This is a genomic window from Rhodococcus sp. P4_B6 (assembly GCF_056402215.1).
Map to the genome: position 1 here is coordinate 17,591 of NZ_JBFUHV010000111.1, position 17,011 is coordinate 34,601.

General features: G+C 68.1%; 18 protein-coding genes. 10 read left to right on the forward strand and 8 right to left on the reverse strand.

Annotated features, from left to right (window positions below):
- Window positions 1–29 precede the first annotated feature (29 nt).
- Window positions 30–1,265, forward strand: a complete 1,236-nt coding sequence (locus tag AC1DWT_RS34795) for a DUF2786 domain-containing protein (protein WP_072941123.1) — start codon at window positions 30–32, stop codon at window positions 1,263–1,265.
- A 14-nt stretch (window positions 1,266–1,279) separates the two neighbouring features.
- Here the strand turns inward: AC1DWT_RS34795 and rsmI are convergent, their stop codons facing one another.
- A complete protein-coding gene (rsmI, locus tag AC1DWT_RS34800) occupies window positions 1,280–2,110 on the reverse strand; it encodes a 16S rRNA (cytidine(1402)-2'-O)-methyltransferase (protein WP_072941126.1) in 831 nt (276 codons plus the stop codon).
- A 74-nt stretch (window positions 2,111–2,184) separates the two neighbouring features.
- Here rsmI and AC1DWT_RS34805 point away from each other — a divergent pair, with 74 nt between their 5' ends.
- Complete coding sequence (locus AC1DWT_RS34805) at window positions 2,185–3,693, forward strand: dolichyl-phosphate-mannose--protein mannosyltransferase (RefSeq protein WP_095861432.1); 1,509 nt, start codon at window positions 2,185–2,187, stop codon at window positions 3,691–3,693.
- A gap of 42 nt (window positions 3,694–3,735) precedes the next feature.
- Here AC1DWT_RS34805 and AC1DWT_RS34810 read toward each other — a convergent pair whose 3' ends face one another.
- The 4 genes from AC1DWT_RS34810 to AC1DWT_RS34825 form a co-directional block, all read right to left on the reverse strand.
- Window positions 3,736–5,367: a BCCT family transporter gene (locus AC1DWT_RS34810; protein WP_477924151.1), complete on the reverse strand. Its 1,632-nt coding sequence runs from the start codon at window positions 5,365–5,367 to the stop codon at window positions 3,736–3,738.
- Between the two features lie 90 nt (window positions 5,368–5,457).
- Window positions 5,458–5,889, reverse strand: a complete 432-nt coding sequence (locus AC1DWT_RS34815) for a DoxX family protein (RefSeq protein ID WP_095861216.1) — start codon at window positions 5,887–5,889, stop codon at window positions 5,458–5,460.
- A 49-nt stretch (window positions 5,890–5,938) separates the two neighbouring features.
- Window positions 5,939–6,313 carry a GntR family transcriptional regulator gene (locus AC1DWT_RS34820; protein ID WP_005238723.1) on the reverse strand — a complete coding sequence of 125 codons (375 nt, stop codon included), beginning with the start codon at window positions 6,311–6,313 and terminating at the stop codon, window positions 5,939–5,941.
- Between the two features lie 58 nt (window positions 6,314–6,371).
- Window positions 6,372–7,055 carry an NAD(P)H-binding protein gene (locus AC1DWT_RS34825; protein ID WP_072941133.1) on the reverse strand — a complete coding sequence of 228 codons (684 nt, stop codon included), beginning with the start codon at window positions 7,053–7,055 and terminating at the stop codon, window positions 6,372–6,374.
- A 97-nt stretch (window positions 7,056–7,152) separates the two neighbouring features.
- On the opposite strand from AC1DWT_RS34825, the gene arsC reads away from it, so the two are divergent.
- A complete protein-coding gene (gene arsC, locus AC1DWT_RS34830; protein WP_477924130.1) occupies window positions 7,153–7,500 on the forward strand; it encodes an arsenate reductase (glutaredoxin) in 348 nt (115 codons plus the stop codon).
- Window positions 7,501–7,568: 68 nt separating this feature from the next.
- Here the strand turns inward: arsC and AC1DWT_RS34835 are convergent, their stop codons facing one another.
- Window positions 7,569–8,786 carry an arginine deiminase gene (locus AC1DWT_RS34835; RefSeq protein WP_378687705.1) on the reverse strand — a complete coding sequence of 406 codons (1,218 nt, stop codon included), beginning with the start codon at window positions 8,784–8,786 and terminating at the stop codon, window positions 7,569–7,571.
- Between the two features lie 108 nt (window positions 8,787–8,894).
- Here AC1DWT_RS34835 and AC1DWT_RS34840 point away from each other — a divergent pair, with 108 nt between their 5' ends.
- The gene (locus AC1DWT_RS34840; RefSeq protein ID WP_072941137.1) at window positions 8,895–9,425 is read left to right on the forward strand and encodes a nitrobindin family protein; all 531 of its coding nucleotides are present in this window, start codon (window positions 8,895–8,897) and stop codon (window positions 9,423–9,425) included.
- Window positions 9,426–9,467: 42 nt separating this feature from the next.
- Window positions 9,468–9,947: a redox-sensitive transcriptional activator SoxR gene (soxR, locus tag AC1DWT_RS34845; protein WP_477924134.1), complete on the forward strand. Its 480-nt coding sequence runs from the start codon at window positions 9,468–9,470 to the stop codon at window positions 9,945–9,947.
- Between the two features lie 3 nt (window positions 9,948–9,950).
- Here the strand turns inward: soxR and AC1DWT_RS34850 are convergent, their stop codons facing one another.
- A complete protein-coding gene (locus AC1DWT_RS34850) occupies window positions 9,951–10,445 on the reverse strand; it encodes a DUF2505 domain-containing protein (RefSeq protein ID WP_072941141.1) in 495 nt (164 codons plus the stop codon).
- Here AC1DWT_RS34850 and AC1DWT_RS34855 point away from each other — a divergent pair.
- From AC1DWT_RS34855 to AC1DWT_RS34870, 4 genes are read left to right on the forward strand one after another with little or no spacing between them, the layout of a single operon-like run.
- The gene (locus tag AC1DWT_RS34855) at window positions 10,444–10,605 is read left to right on the forward strand and encodes a hypothetical protein (RefSeq protein ID WP_206015044.1); all 162 of its coding nucleotides are present in this window, start codon (window positions 10,444–10,446) and stop codon (window positions 10,603–10,605) included. The two genes, AC1DWT_RS34850 and AC1DWT_RS34855, sit on opposite strands and share 2 nt — an antisense overlap.
- Before the next feature lie 31 nt (window positions 10,606–10,636).
- Window positions 10,637–12,091, forward strand: coding sequence for a wax ester/triacylglycerol synthase domain-containing protein (locus AC1DWT_RS34860; RefSeq protein WP_387486322.1), 1,455 nt, complete (start codon window positions 10,637–10,639; stop codon window positions 12,089–12,091).
- Between the two features lie 13 nt (window positions 12,092–12,104).
- Window positions 12,105–14,363 carry a glycerol-3-phosphate 1-O-acyltransferase gene (locus AC1DWT_RS34865; RefSeq protein WP_387486325.1) on the forward strand — a complete coding sequence of 753 codons (2,259 nt, stop codon included), beginning with the start codon at window positions 12,105–12,107 and terminating at the stop codon, window positions 14,361–14,363.
- A 4-nt stretch (window positions 14,364–14,367) separates the two neighbouring features.
- Window positions 14,368–15,807, forward strand: coding sequence for an HAD-IB family hydrolase (locus AC1DWT_RS34870; protein ID WP_477924138.1), 1,440 nt, complete (start codon window positions 14,368–14,370; stop codon window positions 15,805–15,807).
- A gap of 7 nt (window positions 15,808–15,814) precedes the next feature.
- On the opposite strand, the gene AC1DWT_RS34875 is transcribed toward AC1DWT_RS34870, so the two are convergent.
- Window positions 15,815–16,114 carry a hypothetical protein gene (locus AC1DWT_RS34875; protein WP_477924139.1) on the reverse strand — a complete coding sequence of 100 codons (300 nt, stop codon included), beginning with the start codon at window positions 16,112–16,114 and terminating at the stop codon, window positions 15,815–15,817.
- Between the two features lie 221 nt (window positions 16,115–16,335).
- Here AC1DWT_RS34875 and AC1DWT_RS34880 point away from each other — a divergent pair, with 221 nt between their 5' ends.
- The gene (locus tag AC1DWT_RS34880) at window positions 16,336–16,965 is read left to right on the forward strand and encodes a hypothetical protein (RefSeq protein ID WP_072941153.1); all 630 of its coding nucleotides are present in this window, start codon (window positions 16,336–16,338) and stop codon (window positions 16,963–16,965) included.
- Window positions 16,966–17,011 lie beyond the last annotated feature (46 nt).

The following is a 17,011-nucleotide window of genomic DNA, read 5'->3' on the forward strand; positions in this document are numbered from 1 at the left end:
TTGTCGGACCCCGCAGGCACACTCTCCCCATGACGCCGAATAGAACATACATTCGATCTCATCACCGTGGATTCGGGAACGGAGCGCGCGTGTTCGACGACGAAGTGAGCCCACAGGCCGCCGCGGCAGTCCACACCCTGATGGGTGAGTTGTCGGGCGCGTACGAGCGTGGGTGGCAGCCCGCCGACGTCGTGCATCTGGCGCGGAGATCGAAGGAGCCGTCCGACGCGGCGCTGGCGGCGGCCCTGGTGCTGCACGAGGCGGAGCGCACCCGCGCCGCGCACCGGGCGCCGCGGGACTGGGTGGAGCAACTCCGCACCATCGGCGAGCAGTACCCGGGCGCGTCCCACCTGGCGGCGCGGGTTCCGGTCGACGGTCCCGACGTTCGGGCCCTGGCCGCCGGGCTGCTGTTCGAGGACCCGTACCACTCCGTCTACCAGCTGACCGACCTGTCGCTGTCGTGGACGAATCTGCCCGGCTGGACGGTGCTCACTCCTCCGCCGTCGACGTGGCCGGTCGTGCGGGTCGCCGACCCGTCCGCGGCGATGCCGGGCGAGGCCGAGGCCGACGCGAAGGTGCTCAACAGGATTCGCGGGCTGCTCGCGAAGGCCGAGGCCACCGATTTCGCGGAGGAGGCGGAGATCTTCACCGCGAAGGCGCAGGAGTTGATGACGCGCTACGCGATCAACGCGGCCCTCCTCCACACCCAGCACGGGGTGGGCAACACCGCGGTGCACAGTCGCCGGATCCACCTGGAGAATCCGTACGTCAAGGAGAAGGTGCACCTTCTCACGGAGATCGGCGACTCCAACCGGGTGCGCACCGTGTGGTTCAGCTCGCTCGCCATCGCGACCGTGGTCGGAACCCCCCTCGACCTCCAGCAGGTCGACATGCTCTTCACCTCCCTGCTGGTGCAGGCCACGCGCGCAATGCAATTCGCGGACGCCGACAGTCGCAGCGGTTCGCGCACGACGTCGTTCCGGAAGGGTTTCCTGGCGGGCTTCGCCAGCCGCATCGGGCAGCGGTTGCGCGACGCCGACAGCCGGGCCACGGCCGACGCCGCCGACGCGGCGTCGATTCCCGTCGCCGATCTGCTGCCGATCCTGGCCACCAAGTCGGAGGCCGTGGACGCCGAGTTCGACCGCCTGTTTCCGCGGACCAAGAAGGCGCGCGGCCGGGCCGTCGACGCCAACGGCTGGTACGCCGGACAGGCGGCCGCCGACGACGCGTCGCTGGCGCCCGGGGAGCGTGCCCTCCGGCGGTAGCGCCCGCCTGCCGCCTAGTCCTTCCGGGACGCCAGCACCGTTTCGTAGAGTTCCCGCTTCGACACGCCGGTGGTGGCGACGAGCGCGCACGCGTCCTTGAGCCGGGTGCCGTCGGCGACCAGTCGCTCCACCTCGTCGACGAGGTCGGCGGGGTCGGACGCGACGAGGGTGGCACCCTCCACCACGACTGTGATCTCGCCGCGGACGCCCTCGGCGGCCCACTCGGCGAGTTCGGCGAGGGTGCCGCGGCGCACCTCCTCGTAGGTCTTGGTCAGCTCCCGGCAGACGGCGGCGCGGCGGGTGCCGCCGAGCACGTCGGCGGCGTCCGCGAGGCAGTCGGCGAGCCGGTGCGGCGCCTCGAAGAACACGCAGGCGCGTTGCTCGGTGACCAGGGCCTGCAACCACGTCTTGCGCTGACCCTGCTTGCGGGGCGGGAAGCCGTCGAAGCAGAACCGTTCGACGGGCAGCCCGGACARCGCGAGTGCCGTCGTCACCGCCGACGGTCCGGGCAGGCACGTCACCGCCAGATCCTCGGCCACGCACGCCGACACCAGCCGGTACCCGGGGTCGCTGACGGAGGGCATGCCGGCGTCGGTGACGAGGAGAACGGTCTTGCCGGACGCGACGTCGGCGACGAGGGCGGGCAGCCGGGCCGTCTCGACCTGGTCGTAGAAGCTGACGACCTTGCCGGTGATTGTCACCTCGAGCGCGGAGGCGAGGGCTTTGGTGCGGCGGGTGTCCTCGGCGGCGACGACATCTGCCGTCCCGAGCGCCGTACGCAGCCTCGGCGAGGCGTCACCCACGTCCCCCATCGGTGTTGCGGCGAGCACTAGGCGACCAGTCATGACCCACAGCCTACGATTGCGGCGTGACGATGCTGACGGACGAGCGACCGACGCCCTCCGCACGACAGCCGTCCATGGTCGGACCGGCGCCGCTCGTGCCGCCCCCCGACTTCGGTCCCGTCGACCGTGCCCGCGGCTGGGTGGTGACGCTGTTCGTCACGGCGATCGCGGCGATCACCCGGTTCACGATGCTCGGGTACCCGACCGACGCGGGCACTCCCGTGTTCGACGAGAAGCACTACGCGCCGCAGGGCTGGCAGGTGCTCACCGGCGGCTGGCTCGAGGACAACCCCGGCTACGGGCTGGTGGTGCATCCGCCGATCGGGAAACAGCTGATCGCGATGGGCGAGGCGATCTTCGGCTACAACGGCTGGGGCTGGCGGTTCGCCTCCGCCGTGGCGGGCACGATCATGGTTCTGCTGGTGATCCGGATCGTCCGCCGGCTCACGCGGTCCACTCTGATCGGCGGTCTCGCCGGGATACTGCTGGTCGCGGACGGGGTGACGTTCGTCTCGTCCCGGCTCGGCATGCTCGACATCTTCCTTGCCCTGTTCGGGGTGGCGGCGCTCGGCTGCCTGATCGTGGACCGCGACCAGGTCCGCGAGCGGATGGCCCGGGTGTACGCCGAGGGCCGGATCGGCGACAGCGAGTGGGGTCCGCGGCTCGGTGTGCGCTGGTGGCGGTTCGGCGCCGGGATCATGCTGGGTCTGGCGTGCGGCACCAAGTGGTCGGGCGTCTACTTCATCGTGTTCTTCGGGCTGCTCAGCATCGCCTTCGATGTGGCGGCCCGGCGCGCCTACGGGGTGCGCCGCCCGTGGTTCGGGGCCGGCGTCCGCGACATCGGCCCCGCGCTGTACGCGCTCGTCGTCGTCCCGCTGTTCGTGTATCTGGCCAGTTACTGGGCGTGGTTCGCCAGCGAGACCGGTGTGGACCGGCATGCCGTGGGCAACGAGATCGGGACGGGCGGCACCTGGTCGTTCGTGCCGGCAGCGCTGCGGTCGCTGTGGTACTACAGCGGCAACGTCCTCCAGTTCCACGCGGGCCTCACCAATTCGGCGGGCAATCATCACCCGTGGGAGTCGAAGCCGTGGACGTGGCCGATGGGTCTGCGCCCGATGCTGTACTACTTCGCCGAGGGCGATCACGTCACCGGTTGCGGGGCGTCGAGTTGCGTCAAGGCGGTCATGCTCATCGGGACGCCCGCCATGTGGTGGCTGGCACTGCCGATGCTCGCGTGGGCCCTGTGGCAGTCCGTGGTGCGGAAGGACTGGCGGTACGCCACCGTCCTCACCGGCTACGGGGCCGCGTTCCTGCCGTGGCTGACCACCCTGGACCGCCAGATGTACTACTTCTACGCGGTGGCGCTGGCGCCGTTCATGGTGATGGGAATCGCGCTGGTGCTGGGCGACGTCCTCGGCAGCGCGCGGGCGTCGTTCGAGCGCCGCACCACCGGCCTGCTCGCCGTCTGCCTCTATGTGGGGCTCGTGGTCGCCAACTTCATCTGGTTGTGGCCGATCCTCACGGCCGTCCCGATCACCCCGGAGACGTGGCAGCACCAACTATGGCTGCCCAGCTGGCGCTGACACCGTGAACGAGTCGAGCCGCCCGGGTCCCGTGGTGTTTCTCTAGCGGGACGAGATCCGGTCGCGACGACGCTTCGCCGCCACTCTCCGCATCTCCCTCCGCATTTCCCGGCCGTCGACGATCATCTGGTCACGGGACAGATCCTTGTACAGCGAGAAGCACAACCCGATCATCACGATGACGAACGGCGCCGCAGCGATGATCGTCATCGTCTGCAGTCCGTCGAGTGCGGTGTCGCCACCGGTCCACAGGATGAGCGCGGCCACACCACCGGTGAGCACACCCCAGAAGACGACCACCCATCGCTGCGGTTCCAGCGACCCGCGCTGCGACAGGGTGCCCATCACCATCGAGGCGGCGTCGGCGCCGGAGACGAAGAAGATCGCCACGAGGATCATCACCAGGATGGTGGTGATGCCGGTGAGCGGCAGGTGGTTGAGCATGCCGAACAGCTGACCCTCCTGGGTGTCCTGCCCGGCGAGGTCGATTCCGTCACGCTGCTCGCTGATTCCCGCACCGCCGAAGATCGCGAACCACACGAGGCTCACAGCGCTCGGCACCACGATCACGCCGACCACGAACTGCCGGATGGTGCGGCCTCGGCTGATGYGGGCCAGGAACATGCCCACGAAGGGGGTCCAGGAGATCCACCATGCCCAGTAGAAGATGGTCCACGACGACAACCATTCGCCGGTCGCCGGATCGGAGGACGCGCCGGTGCGGGCCGACATCTGCGCGAGCTGCGCGGCGTAGGCGCCGATCGTGGTGGGCAGCAGGTTGAGGATCAGGACCGTCGGTCCGACGACGAACACGAACAGCGCCAGGATGATGGCGAGCACCATGTTGGTGTTGGAGAGCCACTGGATTCCCTTGGCGACACCCGACACCGCCGAGGCCACGAACGCGAGGGTCAGCAGGGCGACGATGGCGACCAGCAGGAACGTGCTGACCTGCGACATCCACCCGACGACCTGGAAGCCGGACCCGATCTGCAGTGCGCCGAGACCCAGCGAGGCGGCGGTCCCGAACAGCGTCGCGAAGATCGCGAGGACGTCGATGAACTTGCCGATCGGCCCCTCGGCGCGGCGGCCGAGCAGCGGGATGAATGCGGAGCTGAACAGCTGCTTGCGACCCTTGCGGTACGAGCCGTACGCGATCGACAGTCCGACCACCGCGTACATCGCCCAGGGGTGCAGGCTCCAGTGGAACATGGTGGTGGCCATCGCAGTTCCGATGCCACCGCTGGAACCCGGAGGGGGTGTCACGTAGTGCGCGAGCGGTTCGGCGACACCGAAGAACATCAGTCCGATGCCCATTCCGGCGCTGAACATCATCGCGATCCAGCTGACGGTCCGGAACTCGGGCTTCTCGCCGTCCTTGCCGAGCGGAATCTGCCCGAACTTGCTGAACGCGAGCCACAGTGAGAAGAGGACGAACCCGGACGCCGACAGGACGAACAACCAGCCCATGTCGGTGACCAGCCAGTCGAGCGCCTTACCGGTCGTGGTGTCGAGATTGTCGGGGGCCACGAGCCCCCAGACGACGATTGCCGAGACCGCGGCGGCGGCGGCCGAGAACACGACGTGATCGGTGCGAACACCGACCCGTTTGAGCCCTCCGCCGACGGCCGCGTCAGCGGTGTCGGAACCTTGATCAGGCAGATCAGTATTCATTGCCATGAACAACTACGTTGGTCATTTTCGATGGTAAAAGCAAGCTAGCCCACCGCTTCACACCGAATCGAGACCCGCCGAACGGTATCGTTACGCTGCGGTTTTGCCCCATCCCGAGCCTCTTCCGAGGAGCCCGTCGATGCTGAGGCGTCCGGCACCGATCACAGCGAGTAACAGTGACCCGACGCCGAGTGCGACGACGAGTTCGTACCCGCCGTTCGCGACGAAGACGCCCTTGTCCGCGTGCACCAGAATCAGCGCCCCGAGCATGTCGAGGAACAGCAGGATTCCGGCGATCGGTGTGGCGATGCCCACGATGAGAGCAAATCCACCCGCGAGTTCGACAGTGGCGGCCGCAACAGCCGAGATGTCGGGCCGCGGGACGCCCATGTCGGCGAACGACGCCTGGGTGGCCGTCACTCCGTAGTCGAAGAACTTCTGCCAGCCGTGCGCGACGAAGATCACGCCGAGCCCGATCCGGGCGATCAACAGTGCGAGGTCACGGAAGAGTGCGGAGGCCATACCGAGCGTCTACCTTTCTGTGGTCACACTTCTGGATGTGGCGCCGTCCTCATTCGGCGCCGCGGAGAGCGGACTGCACGAAGCCGAGTATCTCCTCGTCGGACACCCCCAGCTTCCGCAGTTCCTGCACATACCCTGTTGCGGCCTTCTCGGCTCCGGCGCGAATGGGGTCACCGCCGCTCGCGATGAATGTGCCCTGCTTGCCTCGGGTTTCGATGACACCCTGCTCGCCGAGTTCCCGGTACGCCTTGGCGACCGTGTTCGGTGCGAGGCCGACCTCGACGGCGAGCGCACGGACCGTGGGAATCTTCGTTCCCGCAATCAGTTGCCCGCTGCGGACCTGCTCGATGATCTGCAATCGCAACTGGTCGAACGGGGCGGTCGACGAATCGGGGTCGATGTCGATGTCCACGGCCGGCGCCACCTCCGTTGTTCCACGCGTTGTATCAGACCGTAGTTGCGCGGTTGCGGCGCCGCAATGGTTACAGCGCGGCGACGGCGTCCTCGATCGACGTCGGACCGGACGTCAGCATCAGCGTCTTCTTCGCCGTGTTCGGGTGGTCCAGGAGCGCCGCGACCACCGCAGCGACGTCGGCGCGCGTGACGGTGCCCCGTTCGAGGGGAGGCGCGGTGAGCGTGACGTGACCTGTCGGGTCGTCGTCGAGCAGACCGCCCGGACGGAGAATCGTCCAGTCCAGGTGGGTGCGGGCGCGCAGATCTTCCTCGGCTGCCGTCTTCGCGACCAGGTAGGCGGCGAACACGTCGTCGGTGCCTTCGGGGATCGGCTCACCCGCCCCGAACGAACCGACCTGAACGAATCGCCGCGTCCCCGCCTTTTCGGCGGCGTCGGCGAGCAGCACCGCGGCCCCGCGGTCGACGGTGTCCTTGCGGGCGATTCCGCTGCCCGGACCGGCACCGGCCGCGAACACCGCGGCGTCCGCACCGGCGAGGGTCTTCGCGACGTCGTCCGCGGTCGCCGTCTCCAGATCGATCACCACCGGTTCGGCGCCGAGTGCCGCGACCTCGTGCTCGTGGTCGGGGTTGCGGATCAGCGCGACCGCACGGTCACCGCGGGCGGTGAGGATCTTGATGAGGTGACGGGCGATCTTCCCGTGTCCACCCGCGATGACGATGCGCTGCGGAGCCGCGTCCCGGTGCTCGGCCATGATCGATCTCCCTCTTTCGTCGACTGGTTACGAGTTACTACCCATGGTTCAGCGCTCGGTGCGGGCGCATTTGTTCCCCGGGTGCAGAATGTCGGATATGGCGAACACCGCGACCATCTACCACAACCAGCGCTGCAGCACGTCCCGCACGGTCCTCGGACTGATCCGGGACGCGGGCATCGAGCCGACCGTCGTGAAGTACCTCGAGACCCCGCCCTCGCGGGACGGATTGCGCAAACTTCTCGACGACGCCGGCCTGAAACCGAGCGAGGCGATCCGCAAGAAGGAGGCCGTCTTCAAGGAACTCGGGCTCGCCGACGCGTCCGAGGACGAACTGCTGGAAGCGATGGTGGACAACCCCATCCTCATCGAGCGACCGATCGTCGTGACGGACAAGGGCACCGTCCTCGCCCGCCCGGCCGCGAAGGTCAGCAACATCCTCTAGGCCCTCCGGGCCCGTGCGTGGTTGACGAGTCCCTGCACTCCTTAACCACGCACGGGCGGCGGAGCCGCCTACAGCGGGTCGCGGGCGACCGGGCAGGACATGCAGCGGGGGCCGCCGCGGCCCGAACCGAGTTCGGAACCGGCGATCCGCAGTACCTCGATGCCCGACGCCTCGAGCCGGGCGTTGGTCTCGACGTTCCGTTCGTAGGCGACGACGACGCCGGGGGCGAGTGCGAGCGTGTTGTTTCCGTCGTCCCACTGTTCGCGTTCGGCGGTGACGTTGTCGAGTCCGGTGTCGATGACGCGCAGTTTGCCGATGCCCATGGCCTCGGCGGCGGCGCTCAGGAACGGGTCGGCGCCGCGGATCGACACGCCGTTGTCCTCGCGGTGAATGGTGAACGCCGACAGTGTGTCCTGGATGATCGGGTACATCACGACGGCGTCGTGGTCGACCATCGTGCACACGGTGTCGAGGTGCATCGACGCCCGGGCCTGCGCGATGGGCACCACCAGCACGGTGTGCGCCAGTTCGTCCTCGAAGACGCTGCGCGCCAACGCCTCGGCTCCGGCCGGTGTGGTGCGCTCCCCCACTCCGACGGCGACGACGCCGGGTGCCAGGAGCAGGACGTCGCCGCCTTCGACGGGCGCCGTGTGGGATTCGTAGGCGCGCCGCGCGCCCCGGAAACGCGGGTGGTGGGCGTAGATGATGTCGGTGAGGGACGTTTCGCGGACGCGGGCGGGCAGTGCCAGCGAGGTGATCGCGACGCGCGGTCCGATCCAGAACGACGAGTCGCGGGTGAACAGCAGGTTGGGCAGCGGGTCGATGACGAAGTCGCCGCCGTGGTGCATGCGACGGACCAGCGACGCCGTGTTCGCGGCGACGGGCAGTTCGTCGAACGTCATGCCTGCGGTGAGGATGGTCGAGAGTTCGGGCGCCGGGACGCCGCGGAGGTGCGCGGCGAGTTCCTGCGCCAGGGTGTGGCCCAGCTTCCGGGGGTCGACGGCCGCGCCGATGCCGTGGATGCGGGCGGCTCCGCTGGCGCCGAGTGTCTCGCTGAGCAGGTCGGACAGCAGCAGGACCTCGACGCCGCGGCTGCGCAGGAGGTCCGCGAACGCGTCGTGCTCCTCCTGTGCGCGGTCGACCCAGGGCAGTCCGTCGAACAGCAGTTGGTCGTTGTTGCGGGGTGTCAGCCGCTTCAGTTCGTCCCCGGGCCGGTGCAGGAGGACGGCACGCAGGTGCCCGACTTCGGAGTTGGCCCCCAGCGGTGCAGAACCCGACGCGTTCATGCCTAGACGGTAATGCCGGCGGGCCCGGCAGGCACGCTCAAACGCTCCCGCCGCCGACCGTGTCCCTCGGCCCCGCAGGCGAGTACCGTGAAGCGGCGGAGGTATCTCATGGACGAGAACTCGACTCTCTCGCCGGCGCACACGGATGCGACGGCGAGTTCGTCTGCGACCACACCACCGGTTCCGTCCGTGCCGCCCGCCCTGGCGCCGTTCGCCGGTCTGTGGCGCGGCGAGGGCGAGGGTGCGTACCCGACGATCGACGACTTCGCGTACACCGAGGAGATCGAATTCGCTCCCAGCGGTAAACCGTTCCTGGCGTACCGGTCTCGGACGTGGGAGGCGGGCACCGGGCGGCCGTTGCACTCGGAGTCCGGGTATCTGCGGCTCGTCGCCGAGGACGAGGCGGAACTGCTCGTCGCCCAGCCGACCGGATTCACCGAGATCCACCGCGGTCAGATCCGGGAGGGGATCATCGAGTTGTCGATGGTGGCGCTGAGCGCGTCCCCGGACGCCAAACCGGTGCACAGCATCCGGCGGCAGTTGTCGGTGCGCGGCGGCGACCTCACGTACGACCTGTGGATGGCGCACGACCTGACTCCGCTCACGCACCATCTCCACGGTCATCTCCGCCGCGACTGACCTCGAGTATTGTTCAGGTAACCCGGTGAAAGGTTGCCTGTCGTGGAGATGCCCGAGTGGAGAGCGAAGGAACTGACGCCGGGACAGCTGTCGGAGCGCAGTGGCGTCGCGGTGTCGGCGTTGYATTTCTACGAGCGCGAGGGGCTGATCACCAGCAGGCGGACGTCCGGCAATCAGCGTCGCTATCGCCGGGACACGCTGCGGCGGGTCGCGTTCATCCGCATCGCCCAGCGGGTCGGGATTCCGCTGGCCGAGATCCGGGACGCCCTCGCGACCCTCCCCGAGGGCCGCACCCCGAACCGGAAGGACTGGGAGAAGCTGTCGACGCGGTGGCACGCCGATCTGGATCAGCGGATCGAGCAGCTGATCCGTCTCCGCGACAACCTGACCGGCTGCATCGGCTGCGGGTGCCTGTCGCTCGGGAGTTGCGCGATCGTCAACAGCCACGACCGGCTGGGCACTGCGGGGCCGGGTGCCCGCACGCTGGACGTCGAACTGGACGGCCCCGCGCCGGGGGCGTGAGCGTCAGCTGTCGCCGAGCCACTTCTCGATCGCGTCGCGGTCCTGCCCGACCATGTCGCCGACCAGCTTCCTGACGAGGGATTCGATCTGTCCTCCGACGAGCGGGATCTTGACCTGCACCGATCCGGAGACGTCGAGGACGGTGACGTCGCCCGACGCGCGGAGCACCGACGTGCAGTCGATCTTCACGGGGATCCCGGTGGAGCTGCCGCTGATCCGGCCGTCGGCGTGGTCGCCGTCGAGTGCGCCCCATTCGTCGGCCCGCTCGACCTTCAGTTCACCGGAGACGACCTTGCGCACCAGCCCGGGGAGGGAGGACGCGCCGATGGTGTCGCGCATCGTCGCCGTCAGCGTGCCGGGGCCGCGGCTGTCGTCGAGGGTGAGCTTCTCCGGCGCCTCCTCGAACCGGTGCTGCCAGAACGCCCGGTCCGTCACCGTCGCGTGCACGCGGTCGATCGGGTACGCGATCTGTTCGGAGTAGTCGAAGCTTTTCGCCATGACGGCAGCCTACGACAACTCCGTGAGCGGCGAAGGAGTCCAGGGACTCGTCAACCGCGCACGGGCGCGGAGCGCCTCGGGCGGAAAGTCCGCCGCGCAATCCGCCGGAACCAGGGACGCGATCTGCGGGGCGGGTCCACACTGGAAAAGCAGCAGCTGAGGGCAACTCGAGCAACCGAATGAGGGTGAGCATGGCCGACGGCGAACCTCTGATACCACCGAGTGCCGTCGACGTGGATTTCTCCGACGTCGCCTGGGGAGCGGACCGCACGATGTCCGACTTCGAGACCGGGATGTGGCGGATGGAGGAGGTGCAGCCGAAGCTGCGCTCACCGATCGTCGCGGTCGACGTCCTCGACAAACCGCCGGACTGGGAGCGGCTCGTGCGTGCCCACGAATGGGCGTCGCACATGGTGCCGCGCATCCGGATGCGGGTGGTGGAGCCGACGCTGCGGCTGGGCAACCCCATGTGGTCGGTCGACCCCGAATTCGATCTCGACTATCACCTGTCGCGGGTGCGGCTGCCGGAGCCCGCGACGTTCGACCATGCGCTGCGGATGTGCAGGCACATGGCGACGGAGCCGTTCGACCGCGCCCGGCCGCCGTGGAGCGCGATGCTCATCGAGGGGCTCGACGACGGCCGCGCCGTCTACGTCGTGAAGACGCACCACAGCATCACGGACGGTCTCGGCGGCATCCAGTTGATGACGCTGCTGCACAGCAGGCGTCCCGAACCGTCGCCGGACAAACCGGATCGGCCTGCGCCGTTGCCGGAGCAGATGTCGGGCGGCGGCGCCCTGCTCGAGCAGGCACTCGGCAACGTGCGCAGCGCCCCCGGCCGTCTCGGCGGCCTGATCCGCGGCGCGGTGCGGACGGCGATGACGGTCGTCGGCGACCCGGTGGGCAGTGTCACGGAGGTCGCCGGTTACGCGAACTCGATCCGCCGGGTGGTGACTCCTCCCCCGACCACGGGTTCGGACCTGCTGCGCGACCGGGGGCTCGGACGCTGGTTCGGCGTGCTCGAGGTGAGTGTCGACGAACTGCGTTCTGCCGCCCACGTCGCGGGCGGGTCGTTGAACGACGCGTATGTGGCGGCGCTGCTGGGCGGTTTCCGCCGCTATCACGAATCGTTCGGCCACGACCTCGAGACGATTCCGGTGGGGATGCCGGTGAGTATGCGTTCGGCGTCGGACCCGACCGGGGGCAACCGGTTCGCGGCGGCCCGGTTCGCCGGACCGGTCGGTGAACGCGACCCGATCGCACGGATCAAGAAGGTACGCACGATCATTCTCGGGTTGCGCCAGGAACCGGCACTCGGTCTGCTCGATTCCGCCGCCCCGATCCTGGTCCGGATCCCGACGGTGGTCCTGGCCAACTGGTACCTCTCGCAGTCGACGGGCCTCGACCTGCAGGCCAGCAACGTCGCGGGCGTGCCCGTGCCCGTGTATCTGGCAGGCGCCCGGATCGAGCGGATGTTCCCGTTCGGCCCCGCTCCCGGCTGCGCGGTCATGGCAACTCTGGTCTCCCACGTCGGCACGTGTTGCATCGGTGTCAATCTCGACACCGCCGCCGTGACCGAACCGGCGCGGTTCATGTCGTGCCTGCAGGAGAGTCTCGACGAGATCGTCGAACTCGGCCGCGGGTGAAAGGAAAGGCGCGATGGACGAGCAGACGACACGGCCACGGGTCTATCTCATCGAGACGATGAGCGAGATGGAGGACGACGTTCTCCGCACGTGGCTGGAGCGGCAGGCGAACGACTCCGGTCAGCCACCACCGACCGTCCGCGTCACCGATCAGGCCCTCGCCGATCTGGCACGGCGGAAGGACGATCCGCTGCTCACCCCACTCCGGGTGGTGTGGCTGCCGAAGGAGACGCATCCGGACGGCGCGCAGCGATTGCGGGAGACGCTGTCGCTGCGCGATCCGCTGCACCCCGGTCAGAACATGCAGCGCCGGGTGATGCGCGACGACCCGGCGCGGTGCCAGGTTCTGGAAGGCGACCCGGCCCCGCTCAGCGACCTCGAACGCCGGCTCGCCGAGAACGGGGGTGGATCACTTCCGGATTTCATCCGCCGCCAGGCAGCGCTGACCCTGGAGCGGGCCGAGCGCACGGTGCTGGGCACGCAGTACAAGGTGTCGAGGTTCGTCGTCGACGAGATCACCGACGCCAGCCGGTACCACGACGGCACCCACGAACTGTCGGCCCAATTGAATCTCCCCGTCGCCGAGGTGGATCGCCGGGCTCGCGGCGCGCTGGACGAGATGGTCGCCGCCCAGAGCCGGCGGGCCATCGCACTGTGGGATCAGTTGGGCCGCTACTTCTCCCGCGCGTATCGCCTCGACGTCGACACCACCCGGCTCGACGACCTGCGGGAGCTGAACAAGGAACATTCCCTGGTGTTCCTGCCCAGCCACCGCTCGTACCTGGACCCACTGGTGCTGCGGCCGGCGCTGCTCGCGAACGACCTTCCGCTCAACCACGTGATGGGCGGGCTGAACATCAACTTCTGGCCGATCGGACCGATCGGCAAGCGCAGCGGCACCGTGTTCATCCGCCGGAAGATCGAGGGCGACGAGATCTACAAGTGGACGCTCCGCGAGTACATGCGTTACCTGCTCACGAAACGGTTCAACCTCGAGTGGTACATCGAGGGCGGGCGAAGCCGCACGGGGAAGCTGCGGCCGCCGCGGTTCGGCCTGCTCAACTACCTCGCGAAAGCGTTCCGGGACAGCGGGATGTCCGACGTGTATCTGGTCCCGGTGTCGCTGACCTACGACCAGCTGTACGAGGTCGGGGCGATGGCGGCGGAGGCGCACGGCCAGGCGAAGAGCAAGGAGAGTCTGCGCTGGCTCTTCGGATACGTTCGGGCGCAGGGTCAACGGCACGGTGTCGCGCACGTCAACGTCGGCAGGCCGATGTCGCTGGCGGACTACCTCGGCCAGCAGGACGACCTGCGACTGGCGGTGCAGAAGACGGCGTTCGAGGTGTGTCACCGCATCAACGAGGTCACCCCTGTCACGGCGTCGTCGCTCGTCATGCTCGCGTTCCTCGGCATCGAGGACCGGGCGCTCACCGTCGCCGAGGTCGGCGGCATCCTCGGGCCGCTCGTCGACTACATCACGGCGCGCTCGCTGCCGACCGCGGGCGACGTGGATCTGACGGATCCGCAGGTGATCCGCAAGGCCGTGCGCACCCATCTCGACTCCGGGGTCCTGAAAAGTTTCGACCAGGGCAGCGAGCGGGTGTTCTACCTCGGGCGCGATCAGCATCTCGTGGCAGCGTTCTACCGCAACAACACCATTCACTTTTTGGTGATGCGGGCGATCGCGGAGATGGTACTGCGCGCCGCGGTCGATCAGCAGTTCACCGACCCGCTCGAGGACGGATGGAATGCGGCGCTCCGCATCCGCGACCTCCTCAAGTTCGAATTCTTCTTCAGCGAGAAGGACAGCTTCCGGAAGGAACTGCGGGCCGAACTGGACCTGATCGACCCGGCGTGGGAGTCGAATCTGGGCGACCCTCAACATGCGGCGAACCTGTTGTCCGGGATGCGCATTCACCTGGCGCATCGGGTTCTGCAGCCGTTCCTGGAGGCGTACGCGGTGGTCGCGAGTCAGCTGCTGCGCACTCCCGTGGACCGGAAGTTCGACGAGAAGGCGTTCATGACGGCGTGCCTCGCGCTCGCCGAGCAGCGACGGCTCCGGCAGCAGATCGGGAGCAGCGAGTCGATTTCGGCCGAACTCTTCACGACCGCGCTCAAGCTGGCGCGGAACCGGGGACTGGTCGAACCGAACGCCGAGAACATGGCGGCCCGGCGGGTCGAATTCGAGGCCGAACTCCAGACCTTGATCGACCAGGTGCTCCGCATCCGGGCCATCGCGCACGAGAATCTGGACCAGATGGGTGGTAGGTGAGTAGATGAGCGATCTCCGCAGTCTCCACGACGACATCGCGGCCGCCGTTCCTGGTCCGGCCACCCTCGCGGCGTTCGACCTGGACGGCACGTTGATCAGCGGGTACTCCGCGAGTGTCGTCTACCGGGACCGCCTGCGGCGCTTCGACATCAGCGTCGCCGAGCTTCTCCGCACCACGAACGCCGCGGTGGAGACCCGATTCCGGGGCGCCGATGTCGGCAACCTGATGCGCATCGGCGTGCAGAGCCTGGCCGGACGCATGGAGGACGAGATGCAGGAGTGGGGGCAGCGGCTGTTCCGGCAGGAGATCGCGAGGATGATCTTCTCGGAGGTCCGCGGCCTGCTCGCCGCGCACCGGCACGCCGGCCACCGGGTGGTGATGGCCACGTCCGCCACCCCGTATCAGGCGCTGTCGGTGGCCGCCGACCTCGACATCGAACCCGAGGACGTGCTGTGCACCCGGCCCGCGATCCTGGACGGGATGCTCACCGGAAAGCTCGACTCGGCACCACTGTGGGGACCGGCCAAGGCCGAGGCACTGCGCGAGTACGCCGACAAGCACGGCGCCGATCTGGGTGACAGCTTCGCGTACTCCAACGGCGCGGAGGATGTTCCGATGCTGAAGTCGGTGGGACATCCCGTGGCGCTGAACCCCGACCGCAAACTGGCGGCCACCGCGCGGCAGAACGGGTGGCCGTCGGTGAATCTGCGACCTCCCGATAGCGGCGCCGACCCGATGTCCATCGCCCGCACCACCACCGCGATCGGCGCGCTGATGGGCGCCGCGGCGTTCGGCGTCTCCGCGGGCCTGCTCACCCAGAACCGGCAGACCGGCGCCAACCTGGTCGGCAGCTTCGGACCGGATCTCGCCCTCACGATCTGCGGCATCAACGTGCGCATCAAGGGCAAGGAGAACGCGTGGTCGGCCAGGCCCGCGGTCTTCATGTTCAACCACCAGAGTTCGCTCGACCTGCTGGTGATCGGCAGCGTCATCCGGCGCGACGTCACCGGCGTCGCGAAGAAGGAGGCCGCGCGCGACCCCCGGTTCATTCCCGTGGGTGCCCTCCTCGACGTCGCCTACATCGACCGGTCGGACAGCACCAAGGCGCGGGCGGCGCTCCGCCCGGCCGTGGACAAACTGCAGTCCGGCATCTCGATCGCGATCGCCCCCGAGGGCACCCGCTCACCGTCCCCGCGTCTCGGCAAGTTCAAGAAGGGCGGATTCCATCTAGCGATGCAGGCAGGAGTGCCGATCGTGCCGATCGTCATCCACAACGCCGGCGAACGGATGTGGCGGAACTCGCTCGTCGCGCACCCCGGCACCGTCGACGTCGACGTCCTCGCGCCCGTGTCGACCGACGGCTGGGACCTCGCGGATCTCGACCGGCACGTCGACGAGGTGCGCACGCTGTTCGAGGACTGCCTGCACGGCGGGCACCGCTGAAGAAGTTCTACGTTCCGGCCCTCACACTGCCGGTGAAGAAGAACGGCGCCGTGGTGCCGAAGCAGAATACGGTCACGTTGGATCCATTCGCGAAACCACCGACTGCCCCTACACCGGCCTTGAGTCCGAAATTCGAATCCAGCGCGAAGCAGTTCCAGCTTTCCTTGTCCGGCACGTTGACGACGATCCCGCCACTGACGCTTCCTGTACTGAGTGTCGGTGATGCCGTCGCCGGGCCTGCTCCGACGAGCATCACCGGAGCGATGACGGCTGAAGCGATTGCCGTGCGGAGTGCGATCTTGTTCATTGTGCTCACCTTCGTTTGACGAGTCCCGACTCTTCGGCGAACGGTGATGCTCGCGACTGCGGGTGCAGCCACGAGTGCGGTCGTCGATCGCCGCTTACTACGCATATCGCTCCGACACCCTCGAAAAGTTTCACAATCCGCGTAGTCGACTMCGCGCGACGGGTCTCGGGCCGTACGGGAGAGTCGACGTACACCGGTGGAGCGTCGATGGGAGTGAAACCATGAGCGAGACCAAGAGCGCCGAACCTCTCGACCGAATGGCTGTGCGGCGCCACCAATTTCGGCTCAGCATGCTGGTCGCCGCGATGGCCGTCGCCGGGACCCTGATCGGTTCCGTGTCCGGAGGGGCGTTCACACTGCTGAACACGTCGAATCAGGTGGAGGCGACGGTGAACCAGTCCTCGAACGAATTCCTGCGAACACAGCGGCAGCAGATCTACACGGAGTTCCTCACCGCGGCCAACGAGGTGTGCACCACCGCAGGTTCCGTGTCGGTGGCATTCGACCACTTCGAGGGCCCCGACCTCTCGGGCGTGATGCTCGAAATCCTCGGTCCGCTACCGCGGCAAAATATCGTGCTCGGCTCGAAGTTCGCGGCGGTGGAGTTGATCGGATCCGGGGCGGTAGTGGAATCGGCACGGCGAATGGTGGTCGAGTATCTGGCCGGCGCCGAGACGATCGGCTGGCTGAGCAACGACTTCGCGGCAGATGATGTCGTGTCAGCGGACGCCCTGTCCACCCGCCAGCAACAGTTCGCCGACCACTTTCAGTCCGGCAAGAGCGCCCAGGAAGACTTCCTCACCGCGGTGCGAGGCGAACTCGGCATCCCCGAGCGCGGTGACCGGCCGTAACCGGACCGAATCGGCTCGCCAGGACTCCGCTCGGTGGGCACGATGG

Excerpts from the sequence above, each read along its gene's own strand:
- AC1DWT_RS34815 (WP_095861216.1), bottom strand. The coding sequence starts at position 5,889 with ATGGCCTCCGCACTCTTCCGTGACCTCGCACTGTTGATCGCCCGGATC.
- AC1DWT_RS34840 (WP_072941137.1), top strand. The coding sequence starts at position 8,895 with ATGGACGAGAACTCGACTCTCTCGCCGGCGCACACGGATGCGACGGCG.
- AC1DWT_RS34865 (WP_387486325.1), top strand. The coding sequence starts at position 12,105 with ATGGACGAGCAGACGACACGGCCACGGGTCTATCTCATCGAGACGATG.
- AC1DWT_RS34860 (WP_387486322.1), top strand. The coding sequence starts at position 10,637 with ATGGCCGACGGCGAACCTCTGATACCACCGAGTGCCGTCGACGTGGAT.
- AC1DWT_RS34835 (WP_378687705.1), bottom strand. The coding sequence starts at position 8,786 with ATGAACGCGTCGGGTTCTGCACCGCTGGGGGCCAACTCCGAAGTCGGG.
- AC1DWT_RS34850 (WP_072941141.1), bottom strand. The coding sequence starts at position 10,445 with ATGGCGAAAAGCTTCGACTACTCCGAACAGATCGCGTACCCGATCGAC.
- AC1DWT_RS34880 (WP_072941153.1), top strand. The coding sequence starts at position 16,336 with ATGAGCGAGACCAAGAGCGCCGAACCTCTCGACCGAATGGCTGTGCGG.
- AC1DWT_RS34875 (WP_477924139.1), bottom strand. The coding sequence starts at position 16,114 with ATGAACAAGATCGCACTCCGCACGGCAATCGCTTCAGCCGTCATCGCT.
- arsC (WP_477924130.1), top strand. The coding sequence starts at position 7,153 with ATGGCGAACACCGCGACCATCTACCACAACCAGCGCTGCAGCACGTCC.
- AC1DWT_RS34805 (WP_095861432.1), top strand. The coding sequence starts at position 2,185 with ATGGTCGGACCGGCGCCGCTCGTGCCGCCCCCCGACTTCGGTCCCGTC.
- AC1DWT_RS34825 (WP_072941133.1), bottom strand. The coding sequence starts at position 7,055 with ATGGCCGAGCACCGGGACGCGGCTCCGCAGCGCATCGTCATCGCGGGT.
- AC1DWT_RS34870 (WP_477924138.1), top strand. The coding sequence starts at position 14,368 with ATGAGCGATCTCCGCAGTCTCCACGACGACATCGCGGCCGCCGTTCCT.
- AC1DWT_RS34795 (WP_072941123.1), top strand. The coding sequence starts at position 30 with ATGACGCCGAATAGAACATACATTCGATCTCATCACCGTGGATTCGGG.
- AC1DWT_RS34855 (WP_206015044.1), top strand. The coding sequence starts at position 10,444 with ATGACGGCAGCCTACGACAACTCCGTGAGCGGCGAAGGAGTCCAGGGA.